Raw genomic sequence first — 23,169 nt, 5'->3', positions numbered from 1 at the left:
CTAAATTTGCTCAATCAGCGAGAGATTTATAATGTTTCTTTATTTAATTTTAACTTTAAATAAAAAATGAACGAACTATTCAAACAGCAAGTGTATGAAGTCACAAAACTAATCCCAAAAGGAAGAGTTTCTACTTATGGTGCTATCGCTAAAGCGGTTGGTTATCCCAATTATTCCCGTCACGTTGGCAATACAATGGGCGGTTGTCCAAAGGATGTTCCGGCTCATCGTGTTATCAGTAGTTCGGGAAAATTATCTGTTCCGTCTTTTCGCGAAAGGTTGGAGAAAGAAGATGTTTTGGTTCAGGAAAATGGTAAGATTAAGGATTTTAAAAAGTTATTTTGGAACCCTTTGGAAGAATTATAAAGCAAAAGCCATCTCAATCGAGATGGCTTCTTTGTTATAAATTTCAATAATTTCAATTATCAATTAATTATTTAAACGCTTCAATTGCTTTGTTAATAGCATCTATCTGTTGATTGATAGTTGCACTTTTTGGGTTAGCTTTTAGAACTTCCATTTTCTTTGCAAGTCCGTCTTTCAACATTTGCACAATCATCATTTTTACTTGTGGATTATCAGGCATTTGAGATTTTGCCTGTTGTAGCACTTTGGTTACTTTTTCTGTCGCTTTCAGGTTATCCGAAGACATTATCCAGTTGTAACCTTCTTCAGCAGATTTGCCCAAAGTTGGATCTTGGAATTTGATGAAAGGGTAGAAGGCAACTGTTGTTCCAATTGCAGGCATTTGCTTTTCTATTTTTTTGGATACGATAAGAGGAAGTAATTTTGAAATCAAATCATCAGACGCACCATTCAGGTCAATATTTTCTATTGCTGTCACCGCTTTTGATGGGTCTAATTCCGCAATACCTGATAATGAAGCGCCTTTTACAGCATTAGACACCGCAGTCAGTCCTTTTTCGTAAATAGAACTGTATTTAGCATTTTTGGTTTTTGTTAAAGCTGTAATTGCGGCAGCTTGAACCAAAGTTTTTGGATCATTAGAAGCTAATTTTTCAACTTCTGAAGTCAAAGCCTTTGCTTGATCAGCATTAGAAAGATCGATTTGTTCCAAAGCTTTCTCTCTGATTCTGAAGTACGGATCTTTAATTGCAGCTGCTAATAATTTGATAACAGCAGGGCTTTTTGCATCGGCTTTTTCAAGGCCTTCCAAAGCAGCATATTTACTTTTTAATTCTTTCGAACCTGTAAACTGAAATAAGTTTTGCTCAGGAGTTTTAGAATCAGTAACATCTGCAACCAGTATTCCGTCTGCGTTGATATTGATTAAATCAGGTGTTTTAGAAGAATCAAAAGTGAAACTGTTCTTAGCTTTTGCATCTACCCAAACATTGAAACGCTTTGGTTTCCCATTATCATAAACATCGATTGCCAAAGGAAACTCGAAAGGCTGATCCTGAGATTGATTGATAACAACAGTTACTTGTTTTTTAACAGGCTCGTAAGTTGAAGTATAATTCAACTTTGGATGTCCGCTTCCAAAATACCATTGGTTGAAAAACCAATTCAAATCTTTTCCAGATACTTTTTCAAAAGCTAATCTTAATTGATGAGCTTCTGCATTTTGATATTCATAAGTTTTAAGAAACTCCGTGATTCCTGCGAAGAAAGCATCATCGCCCAGATAATTTCTCAGCATATGAAGAATTCCGCCACCTTTTTGATAAGTTACCAAATCGAAAACATCCTCACGAGAAGCATAATCGAATCTTACCAAATCCTTTTTGAAATCCCCAGGATTGTGAATATAATGCCCAACATCTTCCATCTGATGATAATCTGCCTGATCTTTACCGTACTTATATTCATTCCAAAGATATTCTGAGTAGTTGGCAAAAGACTCGTTAACGGTTAAGTTACTCCAACTTTCTGCAGTTACTAAATCTCCAAACCAATGGTGGAATAATTCGTGAGCGATGGTGTCTTCCCATTTATTCTCATCGATAAGTTGTCCTGGTTTTTGAAGAATATCACTTCCGTGAAGCGTTGCCGTTGTATTTTCCATTGCGCCGGAAACATAATCTCTTCCCGAGATTTGAGCATATTTTGCCCAAGGATAATCGTAGCCTAACTTCTTAGAGAAAAACTCAATCATCTCTGGAGTGTTTCCATAAATCTGTTTTGCATAAGGCTCATATTCTTTCTCTATGTAATAATCAACAGGAATATTTCGCCATTTGTCTTTTACAATCGCGTATTCTCCAACACCCATAAAGAAAAGATAAGTAGAATGTCTCTTATCCATTACCCAATGGTCTGTTCTCAAGTTTCCGGATTCTTTTTGAGAATCTTTCAGGATTCCGTTGGAAAGTGTGACGTATTTGTCAGGAACAGTCATATAGATTTCCTGAGTTGTTTTCTGGTTGGATTTATCAATTGTTGGAAACCAAGCCGATGAAGATTCAGTTTCTCCTTGAGTCCAGATTTGCGTTGGCTTGTCCGGATCTTTGCCTTGAGCATTGATGAAATAAAGACCTTTTGCATCGCTGATTGCAGCGCTTCCTTCCTGTTTTACTTCATTTGGACGTGCTGTATATTTGATGTAAACTGTGTAATCTTGATTCTTCTGATAAGTTTTATCAAGTGTGATTTTCAGCTCATCATTTTTATAATCGAATTTAAGAGGCGACTTAGAACCATTTTTATCCAAAGCCACTTCGTGAATCAGCATTCCTTTTGCATCAAGCACCAGTTCATTGGTTGCATAGAAAAATGGACTTGCAGTCAACCATTCCTCGCCGTTCATTTGTTCTTTCTGATAATCGAAATTGACTTTTAGCTTGGTATGTTTTAGCTCTGTCGTTTTGGTGTGAGTAGCTCTATAAGGAACGTTTCTGCCAGAAGTTTCTGTCTGTGCAAAAGCAACGTTTGAATTAAAAATTGCACCTAGAAAAAGTGCCGCAATGAATATTTTTTTCATTCTTCCGAATTTATAATCGATGTTATTTTAAAGTTTTATAAGTATTTGATTTTAAAGAATTGTTACAAAAAAAGTGAAGGTTAGGCTTCACTCATTTTTACTAAGAAACTCTTTTAATTTGGCTGGATCTTGTTTACAATGCCAAAATAATTTGATAACAACACAATCTTTTTTAATCTCGTAAAATAATTTCACCTGCCTTTTACCAATAATAGTAAATTTTATATGAGAATAATTTTCTAAAGATTGATGCTTGATAATTCCATCTGATATAATTGTTCTAAATTTTTTAATATCATTAAAAACAGTATCAATTTCTTTCTGAGTCCATCTGGATTTAAGAATTGAAATAATCTCTTGTAATGAAAATTCCGCAGTGGAGGAAAGAACTACTTTCATTTTTTATCAAATATTTCATTCAATAAATTATCTGTCAATTCTTGATAATTTCCATTTTGGTAATCATTTTCACTCTGCTCCAATACTTTTCCAAAATATTCAGAATTCTCAATCTCTTCCCAAGAATAAGTCTTATCACCCTCAGTAATCTCAACATTCTTCACCCCTTTTATCTGAGATAAAAGTTTTTTAATGAAAGGAACATCTGCATATTCGTCTAAACTGATTTTAATTTCCATAATTTCAGGATTTTAATCAAAGTTAATGAATTTCCCACTTAATTTTATATCGCCACCGGCGCTTTAATTCCCGGATGCGGGTCATAATTTTCTAAAGTAAAATCCTCAAAAGCAAAATCAAAAATATCTTTGATTTCTGGATTCAGTTTCATCGTTGGCAAAGGTCTTGTTTCTCTTGAAAGCTGTTTCTGAACCTGCTCAAAATGATTATTGTAAATATGAACATCCCCGAAAGTGTGAACGTAATCGCCAACTTCAAGTCCTGTAACCTGTGCAACCATCATCAATAAAAGCGCATAACTAGCGATGTTGAAAGGAACACCCAGAAAAACATCCGCACTTCTTTGGTACAACTGCAGCGACAATTTTCCATCCGCAACATAAAACTGAAACAAAGCGTGACAAGGCGCCAAAGCCATATTCGGGATTTCGGAAGCGTTCCAAGCGGAAACAATTAATCTTCGGGAATCCGGATTTTTCTTGATTTGTTCGATCACTTCAGAAAATTGGTCAACCACTTTTCCATCGGCTCCGCTCCAGCTTCTCCATTGTGCGCCGTAAACTGGACCCAAATCTCCGTTTTCATCGGCCCATTCGTTCCAAATTGAAATACCGTTATCAGTCAGATATTTGATATTAGTATCTCCTTTGATGAACCAAAGCAACTCATAAATAATAGACTTCAAATGAACCTTTTTTGTCGTTACCAAAGGAAATCCTTTCGATAAATCATAACGTAATTGGTAGCCAAAAACGCTTCGTGTTCCCGTTCCTGTTCTGTCGGTTTTGTCGGTTCCGTTATCTAAAATATGCTGAAGTAAATCTAGGTAGTTTTGCATTGCGAAAGCTAAAAATTATAAATACAAAATAAAGAAATTTTAGTTGAAAACGAGCAAGAGCAACCAATAATTAACGATAGAGTAAAGCTATTCTTCCATAAAATCCTGCTGTTCGTCGATAAGATTTGATATTATTTTCTATATGCAACAACTTTGTTCCCGTAAAACAGACGAACAATGCAAAAATACATCATCATAACGCTTTTCATCGGAATCCTTGCTCCGGCTCAAAAAGTATGAACGCTTGAGGATTGTCTTGATTACGCTGTAAAAAACAACATTACCGTGAAGAAAACGGTTTTGGACAAAACGACTGCTTCTTTGAATTATCAACAGCAGAAGAATAACAAACTTCCGACAATCTACGGTACAACTTCTATAGGTTTGACAAATGGTTCCAGTATCGACCCGATTACGAGTTCATTTGTGAATCAAAATATCTTGTCAAATAGTTTTGGGTTGAGTGGAAATATAACGATTTATCAGGGTAATAAACTGAATCTTCAAATCGAACAGAACAAAATGATTCTCGACCAATCTTCATTATACCAAAAACAGGCTGAAAATAGTATCGTTCTGAATGTTCTGAATGCTTATTTGCAGGCTTTATATTATTATGAAGGAATCGAAAGTGCAAAATACACTGCCAATTCTTCTGCTCAGGAACTGAAACTGACGCAAACCAAATACAAAAACGGAGCAATTTCAAAATTAGATTTGGCGGATGTTGAAACTCAGGATGCGCAGAATCAATACACAGTTGTGAACAGCGAAAATCTTTACAATCAACAGGTTTTAAAATTAAAACAATTATTGGAACTCGACCCAAGTGTTGATTTTCAAATTGAAAAAATAAAACTGACCGATTTAATGGAATCAATTCCTGATAAACAACAAGTTTTTGCTCAAGCAATCGAAAATCTTCCGGATTTGAAAATTTATGATTCTCAAAATGAGATTCTTGCAAAAGCACTTGAAATTACAAAAGCGGGTTACAAACCGACACTTTCCGCAACTGCAGGATTGAGTACAGGCTTTACGAGCACTCAGGATTACAGTTATTTAAATCAAATCAAAAATAATTTCAACAAATCAGTTGGTTTATCTCTGAACATTCCGATTTTCTCGAAAAAACAGAATGATACGAATGTGAAATTAGCTCAAATCGATATTGAACAGAATAAACTCGATAAAATCAGTGCAAGCAAGACTTTGTATTCATCCATTGAAACAGCTTGGCAGAATGCAATTGCTAATCAAGCTCAGCAAAAATCTTCGAAAGTGGCAAGAGACAATGCAAAACTCGCTTATGATTTGGCAAGTAAAAAATATGAATTCGGAGGTTTTACAACTACGGAATTGGCTGTAAGCAGAAACACTTATTTGACGAATGAGCAAACGTATCTTCAGTCAAAATATATGGCAGTTTTGTACACTCAGTTACTGAATTTTTATCAAGGGAAAACACTAACTGCTAATTAATAAATTAACAAGAATCAATTTGTTGCCCCAATCCTAAAGGGAGCAAATTGATTTTATTCCACCCTTTAGGGTCGGGGAAAGAATAAAATCAAAATATCAAGATTATGAATCCAAAATATAAAAAATACTTCAAAAATTCCATTATTGTTCTTGTTGCTGCAATTGTCGTATTCTTCGGATACAAATATTTTACGACAGAGAAAAAAGCGAGTATCGCCGCTCAGACCGTGAAATTATCCAAACAGAATGTCACAACTTCTGTTACCGCAACCGGAACAGTGGAACCGGTAGACCAAGTTGATGTCGGAACGCAGGTTTCAGGAATTATCAATCACATTTATGCAGATTACAATTCTCCCGTGAAAAAAGGTCAGCTTTTGGCAGAATTGGACAAAACCAATCTTCAGGAATCTGTGAACAATGCTTTAGCTCAATATAATGCATCGCTGAACGAGCTGAATTATTACCAACAGAATTACAATCGTCAAAACAATATGTATAAATCCGGAGTGATTAGCAAAGCAGATTACGAACAGGCGGCTTATCAGGTTAAAAATTCTCAGGAAACGGTAAGTCAGAGAAAAACGGCATTGGCGCAAGCGAGAACCAATTTGAGTTATGCTAATATTTATGCTCCGATTGACGGAATTATCCTAAGTAGAGAAGTGGAAGAAGGACAAACTGTTGCAGCTAGTATGACAACTCCGACATTATTCACGATTGCAAAAGACATCACAAAAATGCAGGTTGAAGCGAATGTAGATGAAGCCGATATCGGCGGTGTTGAAGTTGGTCAGCGAGTTAGTTTCACAGTTGATGCTTATCCACAGGAAGAATTCAGCGGTCGTGTTCGTCAGGTTCGTTTGTCGGCAACTACAGAATCGAATGTTGTGACTTACACGGTAATCATCGATGCAGACAATCCAGAACAAAAATTGAAACCAGGATTAACAGCAACTATTACGATTTTCACTCAGGAATTAAAAGATATCGATACAGTTCCCGCTTCGGCAATTGCTTTTAGTCCAGATACGGAAACTTTGCAGAAATATTATCAGCATAACCAAATCACGGCAAAAATTCCTGAAATCAAAACCGGCAAACGCAAAGAAAAATACATCTGGATTAAAAATAACGACGGCAGTCTTTCCCAGAAATTAATCACAATCGGAATTAATGACGGAATCAATATTCAGGTGGTTAGCGGACTTTCAGGAAACGAACAAATCGTAACCTCACTTGACGAACAAACAGAACCTGTTGCAAAATCAGAATCTGACGAAAGCAGCCCATTTATGCCGAAAAGACCAAATAATAACAACAAAAAATCAAGTTCAAACCAAGGTCCACCGAATTAATTGTGTTGAGAGTTGTCGGTTGATAGTTGACAGAAACTTCAAACTTCAAATCTCAAACTTAAAGAAATCCAACAACCATCAACTGTAAACCAACAAATAAAATGAAACCCATCATCAAAATAGAAAACCTGAAACGCGAATTCAAAATGGGCGACGAAATCGTTCACGCTTTAAAAGGCATCGATTTGACTATCAACGAAGGCGAATTTGTGACGATTATGGGAACCAGCGGTTCGGGAAAATCAACATTCCTCAATGTTTTAGGATGTCTCGACCAACCAACTTCAGGAAGTTACGAACTGGACGGCGTTTTGGTCAAAGATTTAAACAAAAACCAGCTGGCGGAAATCAGAAATACCAAAATCGGATTCATATTTCAATCCTACAATTTATTGGCTAGAACCAGCGCGCTGGAAAACGTAGAGCTGCCTTTGCTCTACAATTCCAAAGTGTCGGCGGAAGAGAGAAGGGAGCGCGCTGTCAAAGCCTTGAAACAAGTCGGTTTGGAAAGCAGAATGGGACACGTTCCGAGTCAGCTTTCAGGCGGACAACAACAGAGAGTTGCAATTGCGAGAGCCTTGGTCAATCATCCAATCATCCTTTTAGCAGACGAGGCAACAGGAAATCTCGACACCAGAACTTCCTACGAAGTGATGAATCTTTTTCAGGAGCTCAACGACCAGGGAATCACGATTGGATTTGTAACGCATGAGGACGATATTGCGAGATTCAGCAAACGAACCGTGATTTTGCGAGACGGATTAATCAAGGAAGACAAAACTGTAGAAAACCGACTGATTGCCAAAGACGAATTAGTAAAACTTCCAAAAGCAGAATAAACACTTGTTCAAATATATATTTAGAAATCTCAATGAAGATGGATTAATGAAGTAAACTTTTGTAAACCAAAAATGCAGACAGAGATGCAAATGTAATGAAGAAGTAATATGAAACCGACAATGAAAAAGATAATGAAGAGGCTGGTTTACAAAAGTTTTATTAAAAAAACGACGAACTCTAAGGGTTCAATATCAATAGCCATAGGTTTTAACCTATGGAAAAAATGAAGAGGAATTAATGTTGTGAACTTTTTGCAAACCTACAATGCAGACGAAAATGTAGAAGCAATGAAGCAGAAAATGAACCCGACAATGAAAAAGATAATGAAGAAGTCAGGTTTGCAAAAAGTTTTTTAAAAGAAGTCGTAGACTTCAATTTGAGTAGCCGTAGGTGAAAACTATGGAAAAAAATCCTGAATCTTCGGTAACAAAAAATCAAGAAAATGAATTTCATCAATTTATTAAAAATAGCCTGGAAAGCCATTCTCCTCAACAAAACCAGAGCAATGCTGACAATGCTCGGAATCATCATTGGTGTGGCTTCCGTGATTGCAATGTTGGCAATTGGAGAAGGTTCCAAAGAAAGCATCAAGAAAAATATTTCAAGTATGGGCGCGAATCTTATCACAATTCGTCCAGGAGCAGGAATGATGGGCGGCGTTCGTTCCGACCCTTCCGCGATGCAAACTTTGACTTTGGCAGATTATAACGCTTTGAAATCTCAGGCAAAACTCATCAAAGAAATTTCGCCTTTGGTCAATGGAAGCGGACAAAGTATCGCGGGTTCCAACAACTGGCCGACCTCAATTTATGGTGCTTCTCCAGAATATCTGAAAATCCGTGATTGGGGCGTTGACGAAGGTTCTATGTTCACAGAAGATGACATCGAATCGTATGCGAAAGTTGCTGTTATCGGAAAAACGGTTCAGGAAAACCTCTTCCCGAATGAAAACCCGATTGGAAAAATGATTCGTTTCAAAAATATTCCGTTCAAAGTGATTGGTGTTTTGAAAGAAAAGGGCGAAAACACATTTGGACAAGACCAAGATGACATCATTATTGCGCCTTACACGGCGGTTCAGAAAAGAGTTTTGGCACAGACTTATCTTCAGTCGATTGTCGCTTCTTCTCAAAGTGAGGAAGATTCTGAAAACGCAGTGAATGAAATCAAGTCCATTATGGAAACTCAGCACAAAATAAAACCTGATGAAGACAACGATTTCAACGTTTCTTCTCAGCAGGAAATTATCTCGATGTTTAGCTCAACCAGCGAAATGTTGACGATTCTTCTCGTTGCAATTGCAAGTATTTCTTTATTGGTCGGCGGAATCGGAATTATGAATATTATGTACGTTTCGGTAAAAGAAAGAACCAAAGAAATCGGTCTGAGAATGGCGATTGGTGCGAAAGGAAATGACATCTTGATGCAGTTTTTGATAGAATCTGTTTTGATTTCAATTACTGGCGGAGTGCTCGGTGTTTTGATTGGCTTGATTTCTACATTTTGTATCAAACAATTTGCAGGCTGGCCAGTAAGTGTTACAGCAAGTTCAATTGTGATTTCCTTTGTTGTGTGTACAATTACAGGTGTTTTCTTCGGTTGGTATCCTGCGAGAAAAGCGGCGCAAAGTGACCCGATTGACGCTTTGAGATATGAGTAATTGTTGACGGTTTTTGGTTGATAGTTGTTGGTAATTTTAAAAATGAAAAAGAATAATGCTGGAAAAAATCTTAAATTCACTTCTTGAAAACTTTCACAAATCCAATATTTTTAAGGGTTTGAATAAGTTCAAGTTTTAAATTGATGAAAAATTGCAAGTCTTTTAATGCTTTAATCTCTTAATTGATAAATGATAAACCTAAAAAATAAAAACCTCGAAATCAGCCTTCATCTTTTGATTTGGCTGGTTTTGTTCTTTCTTCCTGCGGCGTTCACCATTGGTTCGGAGACAGATTGGAGTGCAATTTTCAGACACTTTTGGTTGCAGTTGTTTTTCCTTGCGATTATATTTTATCTCAATTATTTTATCATTGTTAAATGGCTATTTGAGGATAAAAAATTGTGGTTTTTCGCATCCAATTTTTTGTTATTGATTTTGCTAATTTTTATCAAAAGTCAGATTTTCGAATTACTCGAACCAGACCGACCAAAAATGCTGGGAAAACGTCCGCCAGACGGAATGCGTTACTTTTTCGATTTCCTGATTTATCTGATTCCTGTTGCGTTTTCGATTGCTATTAAGGCGAGTAAAAAAATGCAGAAAGCGGAAGAAATGAAAATCGAAGCCGATAATATCAAGTTACATTCTGAACTTCAACATCTTAAATATCAACTTCAGCCACATTTCTTTTTCAACGCACTTAATAATATTTATTCCTTAATTGATTTTGATTCGGAGAAAGCGAAACAAAGTGTCCACAGTTTGAGTAAATTGATGCGACATCTTTTATACAAAACCGATGTCGATAAAATCAGTCTTTCGGAAGAAATCGATTTTCTGAATAAATACATTGATTTGATGTCATTAAGATTAAACGACAAAACGAAAGTTTACACTAATTTTCCAACAAAGATTCCGAATCTTGAAGTGGCACCGTTGTTATTTATTTCGATTGTTGAAAATGCTTTTAAACACGGCGTTTCAGCAACGCAACATTCGGATATTAGTTTTAAAATGGAAGTTATTGAAGACGAAATTCAGTTCACGGCTTCTAATTCCAATTTTCCAAAAACCGATACAGACAAAAGCGGTTCGGGAATCGGCGTCGAAAATCTGAAAAAAAGACTTAACTTGCTTTATCCCAAAAAACACGAGTTTCATTCTTGTCTGAACGACGGAGTGTACATCGCGGAAGTGAAATTGAAAACGAATTAAAATTTTAATTTTAAAAATCACTATCTTTGAGTAAGTTATAAACAATGCTACAATCATCTAAACTTCATCCAGATTTTTCTAAAATCCCAAGGTTTCTTTTTTGGGACACAAATTTTGATGAAATTGATTGGAAGAACAAATATGTAGCTGTCATCAAACGGGTTTTTGAACGTGGCGACGAAGAAGCGAAGATTGAGATTGAAAAATTCTACGGTAAAGAGTTGATTAAAAGTGTTTTGAATTCCAAATCAACCAAGCCAATGCATCTTCATATCAATAAATAATGTTGTGTTATTCTACTGTATCGCCCTATTTAAAATCTGTCCTCAAAATTGTAATGGATTCTGATATTCTGAAACCGTTTCGTTTGGTTGGTGGAACTTCTCTTTCGTTGCAACTCGGTCATCGCATTTCCATTGATATAGACCTTTTTACGGATTCATATTATGGAAGTCTTAATTTTGAAGACATAGAAACGTTTCTTAAATCTAAATTTTCTTTCATCGTATTTTCTTCGGAACTTACTTCTTTTGGTAAATCTTATTTTATAGGAAGTAGTGAAAATAATGCAGTAAAGCTTGATGTTTTCTACTCAGACCCTTTTATTGATGATGAATTATTGATTGATAATATTCGTTTGGCAAGTTTGAAAGATATAACAGCAGTGAAAATAGAAGTTATACAAAATGGAGGTGGGAAAAAAGATTTTTAGGATTTGCACGAGCTTTTAAACTATTTTTCCTTACAAGAAATGTTGGCTTTTCACAAGATTCGTTATCCATTTACTCACGATTCGGATTTGATTATTAAAAATTTCACCAATTTTCAAATAGCTGATGATGACTTTGAAGTTTTATGTCTGAAAGGAAAACACTGGGAAGTAATAAAATCTGATTTTGAAAATCTCATAAAAAAATTCACAAATAAATAAAAAAAAAATAACCTGCCTAATTGCGGACGACGAACCAATGGCTTTGAACTTAATAGAAAGTTATGTTCTGAAAACACATTTTCTGGAACTGAAAGCCAAATGCAACAGCGCCATAGAAGCAATGCAGGTTTTGGAAGAGAAAGAAATCACATCGTAATCGGAAAAGAACAAATTGCCATTGCTCCCAATTATAAAGATTCACTAATGGAATATATTGGTGGGAAAAGTTTATAATTACTGAATATCTACAATTTTCTGACTCATATTATTCAGAGAAAAAACATCACCTTTTTGTTTTCCGTTCATTGCTTTTGCTAAAGGGGATTCGGGAGAAATGCAAATGATTTTTTGATTGTCAAAATTAATTTCGCCCAAAGAAACGGAGATAAAAAATAAACCTTTTTCAGTTTTTACAATCGCTCCTTTTTCTGCTTTTTCAGAAGGTTTTATAAGAATTGTTTTTAGAAAATCCTGTTGTTTCAAAACTTCATTCAATTGAACTTGAAGATTATTAATTTCCTGCTGAAGCATTTCTCTTCCTGTTTCATATTTATCACCCATTGAGCTTTTAGTGTCGTTGTTGGAAGCTCGGGTTTCCGCAATCAGCTTTTCAAAATTCTGGATTTTTTCGGAGAGCTTTTGACTGATTAGCAGTGATAATTTTTGTTTATCCATCGCATTAATCTTTATATTGATAAACAAAAAGATAAAAATTACTGTCCATAGGCAATTTGTAAAGTAGTTTCTTATGTTGCAGATTTAAACTTTTATAAGTAAATCCAGAATCAATTCTTGGATTAAAAGTTAGAGAATCTTTGGAGACAACTGAAACTATATTGATTTTTCTGGTGTCTACATAATTTCTGTAAGTCGCAGTATCGCTATGTTTTCTGGCAAGCAGCATAGTCGCATCATTCAGTCCATAGCCGTCATAAACTGTCGCTGGCGAAAAGTAAGCAACGTGACCGGCATCCATTATAATTACCCTATCTGATTTTTTTAATTTTTTAGCGAGTACACCATAACTGCTGTAAAATCCTTCGTTATCAGTTATGACACCTTGTCTGTCATCGTAAAAATTTTTAGATAAATCAATCATTCTGAGCGCTGAAGCTAATAATACACAGCTTACAACTAAGTTTGTTGCTTTTCGATAAAAATTATGAGATGAAAAGTCGAAGTCGGCTATTAAAAAATAAGTTGTCAAAGGAAAAAAATATCGAATATAAATCCCGGAAGAATAGCTACTAATATTAAAACTATAAAAGAAGATGAGAAAAACCAAAGGTATCAGTTTAAAATAGTTTTTCTTATAAAGCAAAGCTAAAATTACAGGTGAAAACAATATGAATCTTCCTAGGAAAACTTTGAAGCCTAAATAGCTGTAGCTGTTGAAATTAGATTTTAGAATAAAAGGAAGCGGGATATAGAATTTGTAAAAAATAAAGTAAAATAAAGCAAATATTAATATTCCAGCAGAGCAATAAAGAAACTTCGTTATAACTTCTTTTTTTTGACTGAAATTTGAGTTGAGAAACCAGAAAACTAAAAAAATACCAAACTCAGGACGAACTAAAACGAGTAGTAAAGAATAGGGATTTCTAATGTTTTTCCAATCTTTTAAAAACATATATAGAACAAAAGTGGATAAAATAGTTTCCAATCCGTGTGTGGAGTTAAGCGCCATCCAATAGGTGAAAAAAAGACTAAATATCACCCTGAACAACTTTTTTAGTGGTTTCTGCTCTTTGAATATTAAAGAAACGGCTTGTATAATTAGAAATATCCCAATTAAAATATTGACGATGTAGAATATTTTTTCAGATTTCAGACCAACCCAATTGAATGCCGATAAAACCCCCATCCATAGCAGACTCGTTTGTCCATTTCCTTGATAAAAGGGGTCAAGATTATACCAAGGTTTCAGATGTTCTGCAAAGTTCCTGGAATATTGAAACGTTATGTAAGCATCATCTATTATTAATGTTCTGTTCAGTATGACAAAAACACAGAAAACGGAACATAAGATTAATATCAATATTATTTGTGTGGGATTTTGTAAAAATTTTATATTCAAATGGTTATGGTTTTTACTGTTTATTTTTATAATCAAGTCCAATTTTAGAAGCTTCAGCAATTACAAAATCTCTGGCTTCCGTTTTATCATTTTTGATTTCGCCTTCCAGAATAGCTTCCTTCACTTTTTCTTTCAGAATTCCGATTTCTCTTCCGGGTTTCAGATTGAACATTACCATAATTTCTTCTCCGGAAATAGGTGGTTGAAAATTTCGAACTTGATCTTTTTCTTCAACCTCTTTTATCTTTTGCGCTACATATTCGAAATTCTTTTTGAAACGAGCTTGCTTTGAATAATTTTTGGTTGTTATATCAGATTTACAAAGCGTGAAAAGGTCTTCCAAGTCTTCACCTGAATCAAAAAGTAACCTTCTGAGTGCGGAGTCCGAAGCATCATCCGTAATCAAAGCAATTGGACGGGCGTGCATTCTTACCAGTTTTTCGACATATTTCTGTTCTTGCCCAAGCGGAAGTTTCAGCCTTTTGAAAATCGATTTTATCATTTTAGAACCCACAAACTCGTGACCGTGGAAAGTCCAGCCAATTCCTTCTACAAACTTTTTAGTCGGCGCTTTCCCAATATCGTGGAGTAAAGCTGACCAGCGCAACCAGAGTTTATCCGTATTTTCAGAAATATTATCTACAACGGCTAACGTGTGGTAGAAATTATCTTTATGTGTTTGTCCATCAATATCTTCGATGCCTTTCAATGCCGTCAATTCCGGAAGAATATAATCGAGTAGGGAAGTTTCTTCTAATAACTTTAAACCTTTTGATGGTCTGTCGGAAAGCATTATTTTGTTAAACTCCACCATAATGCGTTCCATCGAAACTATTTTCATTCTTTCCGCTTCCTCTCTGATCGCTTGCAAAGAATTTTCTTCAATTTCGAAATCTAAGGTCGTTGCAAAACGAATAGCTCTCATCATTCTCAATGGGTCATCGGAATAGGTTTGATGAGGTTCCAAAGGTGTTCTCAAGATTTTGTCAGACAAATCCTGCATTCCGCCAAATGGGTCAATCAATTCTCCGAAATTATCTTTGTTGAGAGAAATTGCCATAGCGTTGATGGTAAAATCTCTGCGTTTTTGATCGTCTTCCAAAGTTCCGATTTCCACAGACGGTTTTCTAGAATCCTCGCTGTAACTTTCTTTTCTGGCGCCCACAAATTCCAGTTCCAAATCCTTGTATCGAAACATTGCTGTTCCATAAGTTTTGAAAACTGCGACTTTTGTTTTGGGGTCAATTTCTTTGGCAATGCTTTCTGCAAGCTCTATTCCGCTGGATTCTGTAACAAAATCGATGTCGGTTGGCGCTTTTCTTTTCATCAGCCAGTCTCTTACGAATCCGCCAACGGCATAAACAGATTGTCCGTTTCTGCCAGCGACTTCAGAAATGATTTTGAATAGTTTAAAGTTTTTATTTTGTTTGAGGTTGATGAACATTAAAACTGATAAGTAGTGAAATTGAATTTAAAATATTGCAACCACATAGGCATATAGTTGTCTTTTAATTTAAAAGGAAAAATAGAAGTTATTAATTACGTTTTTAATTTGATACTAATATTTCTATGTGGCTATGTGGTTTGAAAAACTTTTGATAGAATAATAAACTCTTTCATAGTTTGCTAATCATCCGCAAAGATAAGTTTTTTCGAAATTTTGTCTTAGGTATTAAAAATATCAAATTCATTTTTTTTTGAATTTCAAGACTTTTTGTCTTTTGATTTTATTTTAATTATTGAAAATCAGACATTTTGCTACGAAAATATGAGCGGTATTCTTTTTGAGATTATGGTAAATACAAAAAGTAGTTTTTTTTCATAGTTTATTTTCCGGCGGATGGTCTTGCAAAAGGTCATCCGCTGGTTTTTTTATTCGCGAAGGATTTTAATCTGGTTGTTGTTCCAAACTTTGATAACAGATGAAGCAGAAAATTCCGAAACCTTGTCGTGATTGTCTTCTACTGTATAGTCAACAGAATTTTTAATCTCATCAGAAATGTCCGAAAACTTCATAGGAGATTTTTGTCCACTCAAATTAGCTGAGGTTGAGACTAAAGGTTTGTTGAGTTTTGAAATCAGCTTTTTGCAGTAATCATTTTTCACAATTCGGATTCCGACGCTTCCGTCTTCTGCCAATAATTCTTTGGGAAGATTCTTCGGATTTTCATAAACTATTGTTACGGGTTTCTCGCTAAGGTCGATGATTTGCCAAGCCATTTCCGGTACATCTACCAAATCCTGCAGTCTTTTTTCGGACTCTACTAATATAATAAGAGATTTGTTTTGCTCTCTTTTTTTGATGTCAAATATCTTTTTGATGGCGTCCGGATTGGTTGCGTCACACCCGATTCCCCAAATAGTATCTGTTGGATAAAGTATGGTTCCGCCGGATTGTAATATTTCTAAAGCTTTTGTAAAGTCCATTTCAGTGCAAATTTTGGGAAAAATCAAATATTAATGACTGTTAAGATTTTTAAATATTTGATTTTTAGTGTTTTAATTGTTTTTTATGATTTTTACAGATAAAACTATCTATTGCAAATTTAACAAATAATGAACAGATTTTTAAAAAGTATTAACCTGTTAAACTTCATTTAACATAATCTAGATTTTCGTAATGCTTAATTAAAGATTATTTAAAAATTATTATACAATCCGAACGCTTTCGAAATGATTTCTTTGGCAACGAAGAAAAAAGAAAATCTAAAATGAAAGCAAAAACAATCAGCATCAGTGCTTTGTTTCTTTGTATGTCAACTACAGCATTGTTGGCACAATCTACCCAAGATACTATAAAGGGTGAAAAGAAAATTGATGAGGTAAAAATCATCGGTAATACTAAAAAAAGTACAGAATCCAACATCATTGCTACTCAAAGAAAATCAGCTGAGATTATCGAAAGAGTAGGAGCGGCTCAGTTGTCCAAACAAGGTGTTGGTGATGTCGCTACAGCTGTGACCAAAGCTACGGGAACTGTAAAACAAGAAGGTGGAAATACAATCTCTGTAAGAGGTTTATTAGACCGTTATAATGCAACTACTATGAACGGATTGCCAATTCCGTCAGATGACCCGGAAAACAAAAACATCGATTTGTCATTACTGAAAACAGATATCATAGATTACATATCTTTGGAAAAGGTTTTCAATCCAAGATTGATGGGAGATTTTGGTGGAGCTAATATCAATATCGTTTCCAAAGAATATTCTGGTAAAGGTTTCATCACCTTAGGGATGGACAGTGGTTACAACCTTCAAAATTCTAAAACAGATAAGTTCTTATTACAAGACGGCCCTAACTATTTTGGAACCAAAGTTATAAAAGTTCCAGCTAATCCTCTAGGTGCGTACAATTATAAAACAAGATGGAATTTCAAAGATGCTTTTGGTCCATCTATGACAATGCCTATCAATACAGGGCTGAATCTACAAATGGGTAAGTCTTTCAAAATTGGAGAACAAGGAAGACTTAATACCTATGCTTATGCTGGTTTTAATAATGATTTTACCTACAGAGAAGGTTCTGAAGGGCAGTTTGGTAGAGAAACGATGTTTAAAAACTATCAAAAAGTTCAGAAATATTCTTATACAACCAATACAACAGGGATGTTGAACTTGTTCTATAGAATTAATTCCAATCATCAGTTAAAATGGATTACAAATTATATCCACTCTACTAATCAGGAAGCAAAAATCTATGAAGGACAAATTAGAGATTATGCAGAGAATGGTGGCGCATACGTAAGAAGAGCTGATTATAAAGTAACCAATACTTTGGTCAATCAATTAGGTGGAGATCATAAACTGACGGATAAATTCTCGATCAACTGGATTGCTGGGTACAATTATCTTAATAGTCAGAGACCAGATAGGATTACTAATACCTTGGTAAGAAATGATGATGGCACTTACAGTGCAACAAGAGAAGCTGGTCTTAATAACCGCTATTTTGATAATCTAGATGATAAAGAATACACGGGTAATATTACTTTCAATTATAACTTGAATGACCAAACAAAAATTGCATTTGGATATCAAGGACGTTTCAAAGAAAGAAAGTTTTTGTCAAGACAAATGGATTTCAAATGGAGAAATGATCTTTCTGACCCTATTAGAATAACGGATCCAAATAATGTTGATGCTATTTTCAATTCTTATAATTATGCAAAAGGTCTTTTTGATATTACAAGTAGTTTTGGGCTTGCAACAGAATTACAGCCTATAATTTATAATGGTAATCAGGATGTTAATTCTGGGTTTGCAAATGTGGATTACAAATTTTCTGATAAATTTATGGCACAGTTAGGTGTCAGATATGATCGTGTTAGACAATTTATAGAATGGAATGTTAATTATTATACTCCAATTAACGAAATTGAAAAAGTTTACAACAAATTCTTGCCTGCTTTCAATTTAAAATACTCTATTAATGATAAACAAAACATTAGATTAGCTGCTTCAAGAACTTATACTTTACCACAGTTAAAGGAAATGGCACCTTACATCTATGTAGATGTTACAGAAACAACACAAGGAAATTACTACTTAAAACCTTCAGATAATAATAATTTAGATTTAAAATGGGAATATTTTCCAAAATCGGGTGAAGTTATTTCATTATCTGGTTTCGGAAAATACATTCAAAATCCTATTTCCAGAACACTTATCAATTCTTCGGACCAGTTCTTATCTTACCTTAATGCTGGTGATTGGGCTTATGTATATGGGATAGAAGCAGAACTCAGAAAAGATATTTTCAACTTTGGAAATGGTTCAAAACTTTACACATTCATTAATGCAACATATATGAATTCTAAAGCAGAATTGGACGCAGATAAGGTGGCAAAAGATACCTATAATCCGCTTTCAGGAAATAGTTTATTTACTGTAAGTTTTGACACCAAAGATGATAAATTACAAGGTGCAGCAGATTTTGTAGGTAATGCCAATTTAGGACTTAATCATAAATGGAATAGCGGAAGCGAATTGGATTTAGTAGCCTCTTATTCTTATGTAGGAAGTTATATATATTCAATTGGATCTTTAGGAAGTGGTAATATAGAGCAGAAACCTATCAATATGTTGGATTTTACAGCTAAACTAAGATTCAAAAACAATATAGATTTTGGAATATCTCTCAAAAACCTTTTAAATCCTGAAATCAAAAGAGTTCAACAAAACTTACTAAACTCAGAAACCTACAATTTTAAAAGAGGGCAAATTATCGGAGTCAATGTAGGATATAAATTTTAATAACAATCAATCTATAAAAATAAATCGAAATGAAAAAGTTTTTTTCTAGTGCAATAATCATCTGCACATTATCTTTAACTACAGTTACTGTTTTCAATTCTTGTTCATCTGATGATGATACAGAAGTTGTTCCTAACCCAAGTAATGTAAATATCGATCCTAACAACTTCAAAGTTGCTCTTAATTCAGGAGATAAACTAGTTCTTGATGCTACAAAAACTTATACAATGACAGGTGCTGTTATCGTAAATAATGGAGCAGAACTTACAATTCCTGCAGGTACAAAAATCAATTGTGTTGGTGGAACATCTACATATGTTGCTGTTGCACAGGGAGGTAAGATTTTTATTAATGGTACAGCTTCTAGTCCGGTAGTTTTCTCTTCAACAACTGCTAAGAAAGCAGATTGGGGTGGTATCGTAATTTGTGGGAAAGCACCAATCAATGCTAGTGCAGCTGCAGGTGGATCAGCAACATCAGAAGTTGCAAATTTAACATATGGAGGTGCAATTGCTGATGATGACAGTGGAGTTATTACTTATACACAAATTAGATACGCTGGTGCGAGATTCAATGATTCTAAAGAGTATAATGGTCTTTCTTTGTTTGGTGTTGGAAACAAAACGAAAATTGATGGAGTATCAGTTATAGATGGAGCTGATGACGGTATAGAATTCTTTGGTGGAACTGTTAACGTAAGCAATATCGTTTCTGTTAATAATGACGATGATGCTGTTGATTGGACTGAAGGTTGGAATGGCACAGCTACAAATATCTTCACAAAAAGAACTTCTGCAACTGTAGGAAACAGAGGAATTGAAGCTGATAACAATTCAAAAAATAGATCTGCAACACCACTGTCAAATCCAACTATCAAAAATGCAACTTTCATAGGTTATACAACTAGTGATACAGAAGGTGTAGGAACAAACATCTTTAGAGAAGGAACTAGTGCTACATTAGATAATATCGTTTTTTCAGGATGGGCTAACGCTATTACAATTCAACATGATGAGTCTGTTGCTTTACTTAATGGCAAGAACAAGTTTACTAATATCAAATTTGATAATGTAACTGCAAAAGCTGTAACTATTGCTTCTGCATCAGGATCTACAGCGCAACCAGCTGCTGCAGGAACTTATACAGAAAATGCTAATGCAACAGGAGCAGGTAACGGAACATCCAATCCAACTTGGGCAAACGGATGGGCTGGATTGTAAAATCCTAATTTAGAAAATTTCTTTTTTCTTCATATCAAATCAAAAAATTATTTGAACCTGCAGGTACTCTGCAGGTTTTTTATTTATATTCTTACAACTATAAGTTATAGTTTCGCACCTGTATCGAAAACTATATTGGAACATCCGAAAACAATATTTCCCATTCCAAAACAAAAAATTCTGCCCAATCCCCCCAAAATCTGCGAGGCATTATAAAGCATTTTAAAATAACATTCCCGAAATTTGCAATCTAACATCAACCAATGAACATCATCCTCGCATCCACATCCACAATCTTCGGTGGACAATACTTAGAATACCTCAAGCCGGAACTCCAGATTCTTTTTAATGGAATTGATGAATTAATTTTCATCCCTTTCGCAAGACCAGGCGGAATCTCACACGAGGATTACACTTCAAAAGCAAAAGAGTTTTTCGCTACAATCAATATCAATGTCAAAGGCCTTCACAAGTTCGAAGACAAAGTTGAAGCCATCAACTCAGCACAAGCTTTTTTCACCGGCGGAGGTAACACATTTCTTTTAGTAAAGACTTTGCATGAGTCTGGATTAATGAATCTCTTAAAACAAAATGTAGAATCAGGTAAACCCTATCTAGGTTGTAGTGCAGGAAGCAATATTGGAGGAATCAATATGAAAACTACCAACGATATGCCGATTGTCTATCCGCCAAGTTTTGATTGTATGGGATTAGTTCCTTTCAATATCAACCCGCATTATCTCGACCCCAATCCAGAAATCAAACACAACGGAGAAACTAGAGAAACCCGGATAAAAGAATTTCTTACTCAGAATAACATCAAAGTTGTTGGCTTAAGAGAAGGTAATTGGATTAGAAGGATTAATGACTCAATTACTGTGGAAGGCACAGAACTTACTAGAATCTTCGAAGCAGGAAAAGAACCTTATGAAGTCGAAGCTGGAACTCAATTATAATATTTAAAAAAAATGAAAATCCAAAAAGAAATAGACTTCATCTTAGCCATAGATGCTTTGAAGAATGTCAACCGAAGAAACTATAACGCAGACGATTCCCGAAGAGAAAACACAGCAGAACATAGTTGGCAAATCGTTGTATTAGCACAGATTCTTTATCCTTATGCCAAAAACAACACAGAAATTAATCTATTAAGAGTGATAAGAATGCTTTCCATTCACGACTTGGTGGAGATAGATGCAGGAGATACTTTTCTTTTTGATGAAGAAGGAATGAAAGGGAAATTCGAAAGAGAAAAAATAGCTGCCAAAAACATATTCGGAATTTTGGATGAGCCTCTTTCATCAGATTTTTATAATCTTTGGATCGAGTTCGAAGAAGAGAAAACACCAGATGCCATCTTTGCTTGTGCAATCGATAGAATAATGCCTTTTATCCTTAATGCCCATACATCAGGCAAGAGCTGGACAGAAGCTGGTGTTACCGAGAAACAAGTCCGCAATATGTTAGAAAATGCTATCTGCAGAGCTTCAGACGATATGGGAGATTGTTTCCATCAACTGATTTCTAAATGCATTGATGAGGAGAAATTAGTGAAAAGCTAAAACAATATCAACAAAAAAACGCTTCCAATTGGGAAGCGTTTATATTTATAAATAATTTTTTAATTACTTAGTAGCAGGAGTTTGATTTGCTGGAGTATTTTTAACAGGCGCTTCAGATTTCGCAGGAGTAGGAATCGACGGTGCTACTTGCGATGGCTTTCCTGTAAGAATGATACTTAGGAAAATCAAAACTACAATAGTCGTTCCCAAAGTCCAAGTTGCTTTTTCCATAAAATCGTTGGTTCTCTGTACTCCAAAGTTTGCAGCAGATGCACCACCAAAAGTTCCAGAAAGACCTCCACCTTTTGGATTTTGAGCCATTATAATGATAACTAATAAAATGCTAGCAATGATAATTAGAATCATAAACAGCGTAAATATTGAACTCATAGTATTGTCTTAATAATAAATTTTGAAGCGCAAATATATGGATTTTAAATCAATAACAGAAAACTTATTTCTTAATAAATTTCACAACATTCGTTTCGTTGCTCAGCGATTTTAATTTGATAAAATAAACACCAGTCTTCAAATTACTAATGTCAATTTTCGGGCTTTTAAAATCTTTATTAAGAATTGATTTTCCACTCCCATCTATGATTTCATAAGCTATGAAGTTTTTTTCAGATTCTATGTTCACATAATCCTGAACTGGATTGGGGAAAATCTTTACAATTGCCACTTTTTTAGATGGATTATTGACGGCTAATAAACAAGCGGGCGGATTAGAAACTGGCCCCTCAGATAATCATAGAAAATGTCTGTTTCTGTTTCCAGAGCGTAGTATAAATAATTTGTATTTGGAGACCCAGAAATATAATTACAGTTATTAAACTCGACATAGGCTTTATTAAATGCGTATGTTATTTTGTAACAGCCTTTGCAAGCAGAAGTCATTGGATTTCCCGGCGGATAAAAATCAATAGTTACAACTGGATCTATAAAATTCATGTAAGAACAAGGAGTTGTCCAACTAGAAGGAGGTTTGAAATATGCCGTTTTTTCAGGAAGATTATCAAATTGTCCAAAACTTAGTTGGGAAATAATCAATAAAGAAAAGAGTAAAAGTTTTTTCATAAAAATTAGTTTTAAAGTGGTTATCCTCAAATTTAGATAATATTTTAATAACTTCGTCCGAGTTTTTCTCA

At 34.8% G+C, this 23,169-nt stretch carries 23 protein-coding genes and 1 pseudogene; 13 read left to right on the top strand and 11 right to left on the bottom strand.

Going from position 1 to position 23,169, the window contains the following annotated elements; all coding sequences use genetic code 11:
- The first annotated feature begins 66 nt into the window (after window positions 1-66).
- Entirely contained in the window at window positions 67-366 is a 300-nt protein-coding gene (locus tag DRF58_RS08060) for an MGMT family protein (RefSeq protein WP_116034476.1), read from the top strand.
- 67 nt (window positions 367-433) lie between these two features.
- Here the strand turns inward: DRF58_RS08060 and DRF58_RS08055 are convergent, their stop codons facing one another.
- The 4 genes from DRF58_RS08055 to DRF58_RS08040 all read right to left on the bottom strand — a co-directional run bounded on the left by DRF58_RS08055 (window position 434) and on the right by DRF58_RS08040 (window position 4,421).
- Window positions 434-2,944 (bottom strand): M1 family metallopeptidase, encoded by a 2,511-nt coding sequence (locus DRF58_RS08055; protein ID WP_116034475.1) that lies wholly within the window; start codon window positions 2,942-2,944, stop codon window positions 434-436.
- 87 nt (window positions 2,945-3,031) lie between these two features.
- A complete protein-coding gene (locus tag DRF58_RS08050) occupies window positions 3,032-3,343 on the bottom strand; it encodes a hypothetical protein (protein WP_116034473.1) in 312 nt (103 codons plus the stop codon).
- Complete coding sequence (locus DRF58_RS08045) at window positions 3,340-3,582, bottom strand: hypothetical protein (protein ID WP_116034472.1); 243 nt, start codon at window positions 3,580-3,582, stop codon at window positions 3,340-3,342. The genes DRF58_RS08050 and DRF58_RS08045 overlap by 4 nt, the downstream gene beginning before the upstream one ends.
- A gap of 44 nt (window positions 3,583-3,626) precedes the next feature.
- Window positions 3,627-4,421 (bottom strand): thymidylate synthase, encoded by a 795-nt coding sequence (locus DRF58_RS08040; RefSeq protein WP_116034470.1) that lies wholly within the window; start codon window positions 4,419-4,421, stop codon window positions 3,627-3,629.
- 255 nt (window positions 4,422-4,676) lie between these two features.
- On the opposite strand from DRF58_RS08040, the pseudogene DRF58_RS19015 reads away from it, so the two are divergent.
- The 8 genes and pseudogenes from DRF58_RS19015 to DRF58_RS18700 form a co-directional block, all read left to right on the top strand.
- Window positions 4,677-5,225 (top strand): annotated as a pseudogene (locus DRF58_RS19015) (TolC family protein); the annotation flags it as partial.
- 66 nt (window positions 5,226-5,291) lie between these two features.
- A complete protein-coding gene (locus DRF58_RS19010; protein ID WP_317124855.1) occupies window positions 5,292-5,903 on the top strand; it encodes a TolC family protein in 612 nt (203 codons plus the stop codon).
- 104 nt (window positions 5,904-6,007) lie between these two features.
- Window positions 6,008-7,261, top strand: a complete 1,254-nt coding sequence (locus DRF58_RS08030) for an efflux RND transporter periplasmic adaptor subunit (protein WP_116034468.1) — start codon at window positions 6,008-6,010, stop codon at window positions 7,259-7,261.
- Window positions 7,262-7,362: 101 nt separating this feature from the next.
- A complete protein-coding gene (locus DRF58_RS08025) occupies window positions 7,363-8,100 on the top strand; it encodes an ABC transporter ATP-binding protein (protein WP_116034466.1) in 738 nt (245 codons plus the stop codon).
- Between the two features lie 443 nt (window positions 8,101-8,543).
- Complete coding sequence (locus DRF58_RS08020) at window positions 8,544-9,761, top strand: ABC transporter permease (RefSeq protein ID WP_116034465.1); 1,218 nt, start codon at window positions 8,544-8,546, stop codon at window positions 9,759-9,761.
- A 189-nt stretch (window positions 9,762-9,950) separates the two neighbouring features.
- Entirely contained in the window at window positions 9,951-10,976 is a 1,026-nt protein-coding gene (locus DRF58_RS08015) for a sensor histidine kinase (protein WP_245955383.1), read from the top strand.
- A 44-nt stretch (window positions 10,977-11,020) separates the two neighbouring features.
- Window positions 11,021-11,260 carry a DUF6922 domain-containing protein gene (locus DRF58_RS08010; RefSeq protein ID WP_116034463.1) on the top strand — a complete coding sequence of 80 codons (240 nt, stop codon included), beginning with the start codon at window positions 11,021-11,023 and terminating at the stop codon, window positions 11,258-11,260.
- Window positions 11,261-11,313: 53 nt separating this feature from the next.
- A complete protein-coding gene (locus DRF58_RS18700) occupies window positions 11,314-11,688 on the top strand; it encodes a nucleotidyl transferase AbiEii/AbiGii toxin family protein (RefSeq protein ID WP_245955382.1) in 375 nt (124 codons plus the stop codon).
- A gap of 453 nt (window positions 11,689-12,141) precedes the next feature.
- Here the strand turns inward: DRF58_RS18700 and DRF58_RS08000 are convergent, their stop codons facing one another.
- The 4 genes from DRF58_RS08000 to DRF58_RS07985 form a co-directional block, all read right to left on the bottom strand.
- Window positions 12,142-12,582 (bottom strand): GreA/GreB family elongation factor, encoded by a 441-nt coding sequence (locus tag DRF58_RS08000; RefSeq protein ID WP_116034495.1) that lies wholly within the window; start codon window positions 12,580-12,582, stop codon window positions 12,142-12,144.
- Window positions 12,583-12,586: 4 nt separating this feature from the next.
- Entirely contained in the window at window positions 12,587-13,945 is a 1,359-nt protein-coding gene (locus DRF58_RS07995; protein ID WP_123902384.1) for a hypothetical protein, read from the bottom strand.
- Window positions 13,946-13,997: 52 nt separating this feature from the next.
- Window positions 13,998-15,428, bottom strand: a complete 1,431-nt coding sequence (locus tag DRF58_RS07990) for a CCA tRNA nucleotidyltransferase (RefSeq protein ID WP_116034460.1) — start codon at window positions 15,426-15,428, stop codon at window positions 13,998-14,000.
- A 428-nt stretch (window positions 15,429-15,856) separates the two neighbouring features.
- The gene (locus tag DRF58_RS07985) at window positions 15,857-16,411 is read right to left on the bottom strand and encodes an L-threonylcarbamoyladenylate synthase (RefSeq protein WP_116034458.1); all 555 of its coding nucleotides are present in this window, start codon (window positions 16,409-16,411) and stop codon (window positions 15,857-15,859) included.
- 284 nt (window positions 16,412-16,695) lie between these two features.
- Here DRF58_RS07985 and DRF58_RS07980 point away from each other — a divergent pair, with 284 nt between their 5' ends.
- From DRF58_RS07980 to DRF58_RS07965, 4 genes are all read left to right on the top strand, one after another.
- Window positions 16,696-19,239: a TonB-dependent receptor domain-containing protein gene (locus tag DRF58_RS07980; RefSeq protein WP_116034456.1), complete on the top strand. Its 2,544-nt coding sequence runs from the start codon at window positions 16,696-16,698 to the stop codon at window positions 19,237-19,239.
- A 29-nt stretch (window positions 19,240-19,268) separates the two neighbouring features.
- On the top strand, window positions 19,269-20,459 hold the full coding sequence (locus DRF58_RS07975) for a hypothetical protein (RefSeq protein ID WP_116034454.1): 1,191 nt from the start codon (window positions 19,269-19,271) through the stop codon (window positions 20,457-20,459).
- Window positions 20,460-20,722: 263 nt separating this feature from the next.
- A complete protein-coding gene (gene pepE / locus DRF58_RS07970; RefSeq protein WP_116034453.1) occupies window positions 20,723-21,415 on the top strand; it encodes a dipeptidase PepE in 693 nt (230 codons plus the stop codon).
- A gap of 12 nt (window positions 21,416-21,427) precedes the next feature.
- Entirely contained in the window at window positions 21,428-22,021 is a 594-nt protein-coding gene (locus DRF58_RS07965) for an HD domain-containing protein (RefSeq protein ID WP_116034451.1), read from the top strand.
- A gap of 63 nt (window positions 22,022-22,084) precedes the next feature.
- Here the strand turns inward: DRF58_RS07965 and secG are convergent, their stop codons facing one another.
- The 3 genes from secG to DRF58_RS07950 form a co-directional block, all read right to left on the bottom strand.
- Entirely contained in the window at window positions 22,085-22,411 is a 327-nt protein-coding gene (secG, locus tag DRF58_RS07960) for a preprotein translocase subunit SecG (protein ID WP_116034450.1), read from the bottom strand.
- Window positions 22,412-22,475: 64 nt separating this feature from the next.
- A complete protein-coding gene (locus DRF58_RS07955) occupies window positions 22,476-22,703 on the bottom strand; it encodes a T9SS type A sorting domain-containing protein (RefSeq protein WP_116034448.1) in 228 nt (75 codons plus the stop codon).
- Between the two features lie 23 nt (window positions 22,704-22,726).
- A complete protein-coding gene (locus DRF58_RS07950; RefSeq protein ID WP_116034446.1) occupies window positions 22,727-23,098 on the bottom strand; it encodes a hypothetical protein in 372 nt (123 codons plus the stop codon).
- Between the last annotated feature and the right edge of the window lie 71 nt (window positions 23,099-23,169).

The sequence above is a fragment of the Epilithonimonas hispanica genome, from assembly GCF_003385395.1.
Lineage (GTDB): Bacteria > Bacteroidota > Bacteroidia > Flavobacteriales > Weeksellaceae > Epilithonimonas > Epilithonimonas hispanica.
This window is presented reverse-complemented; position numbering and strand designations above follow the sequence as displayed.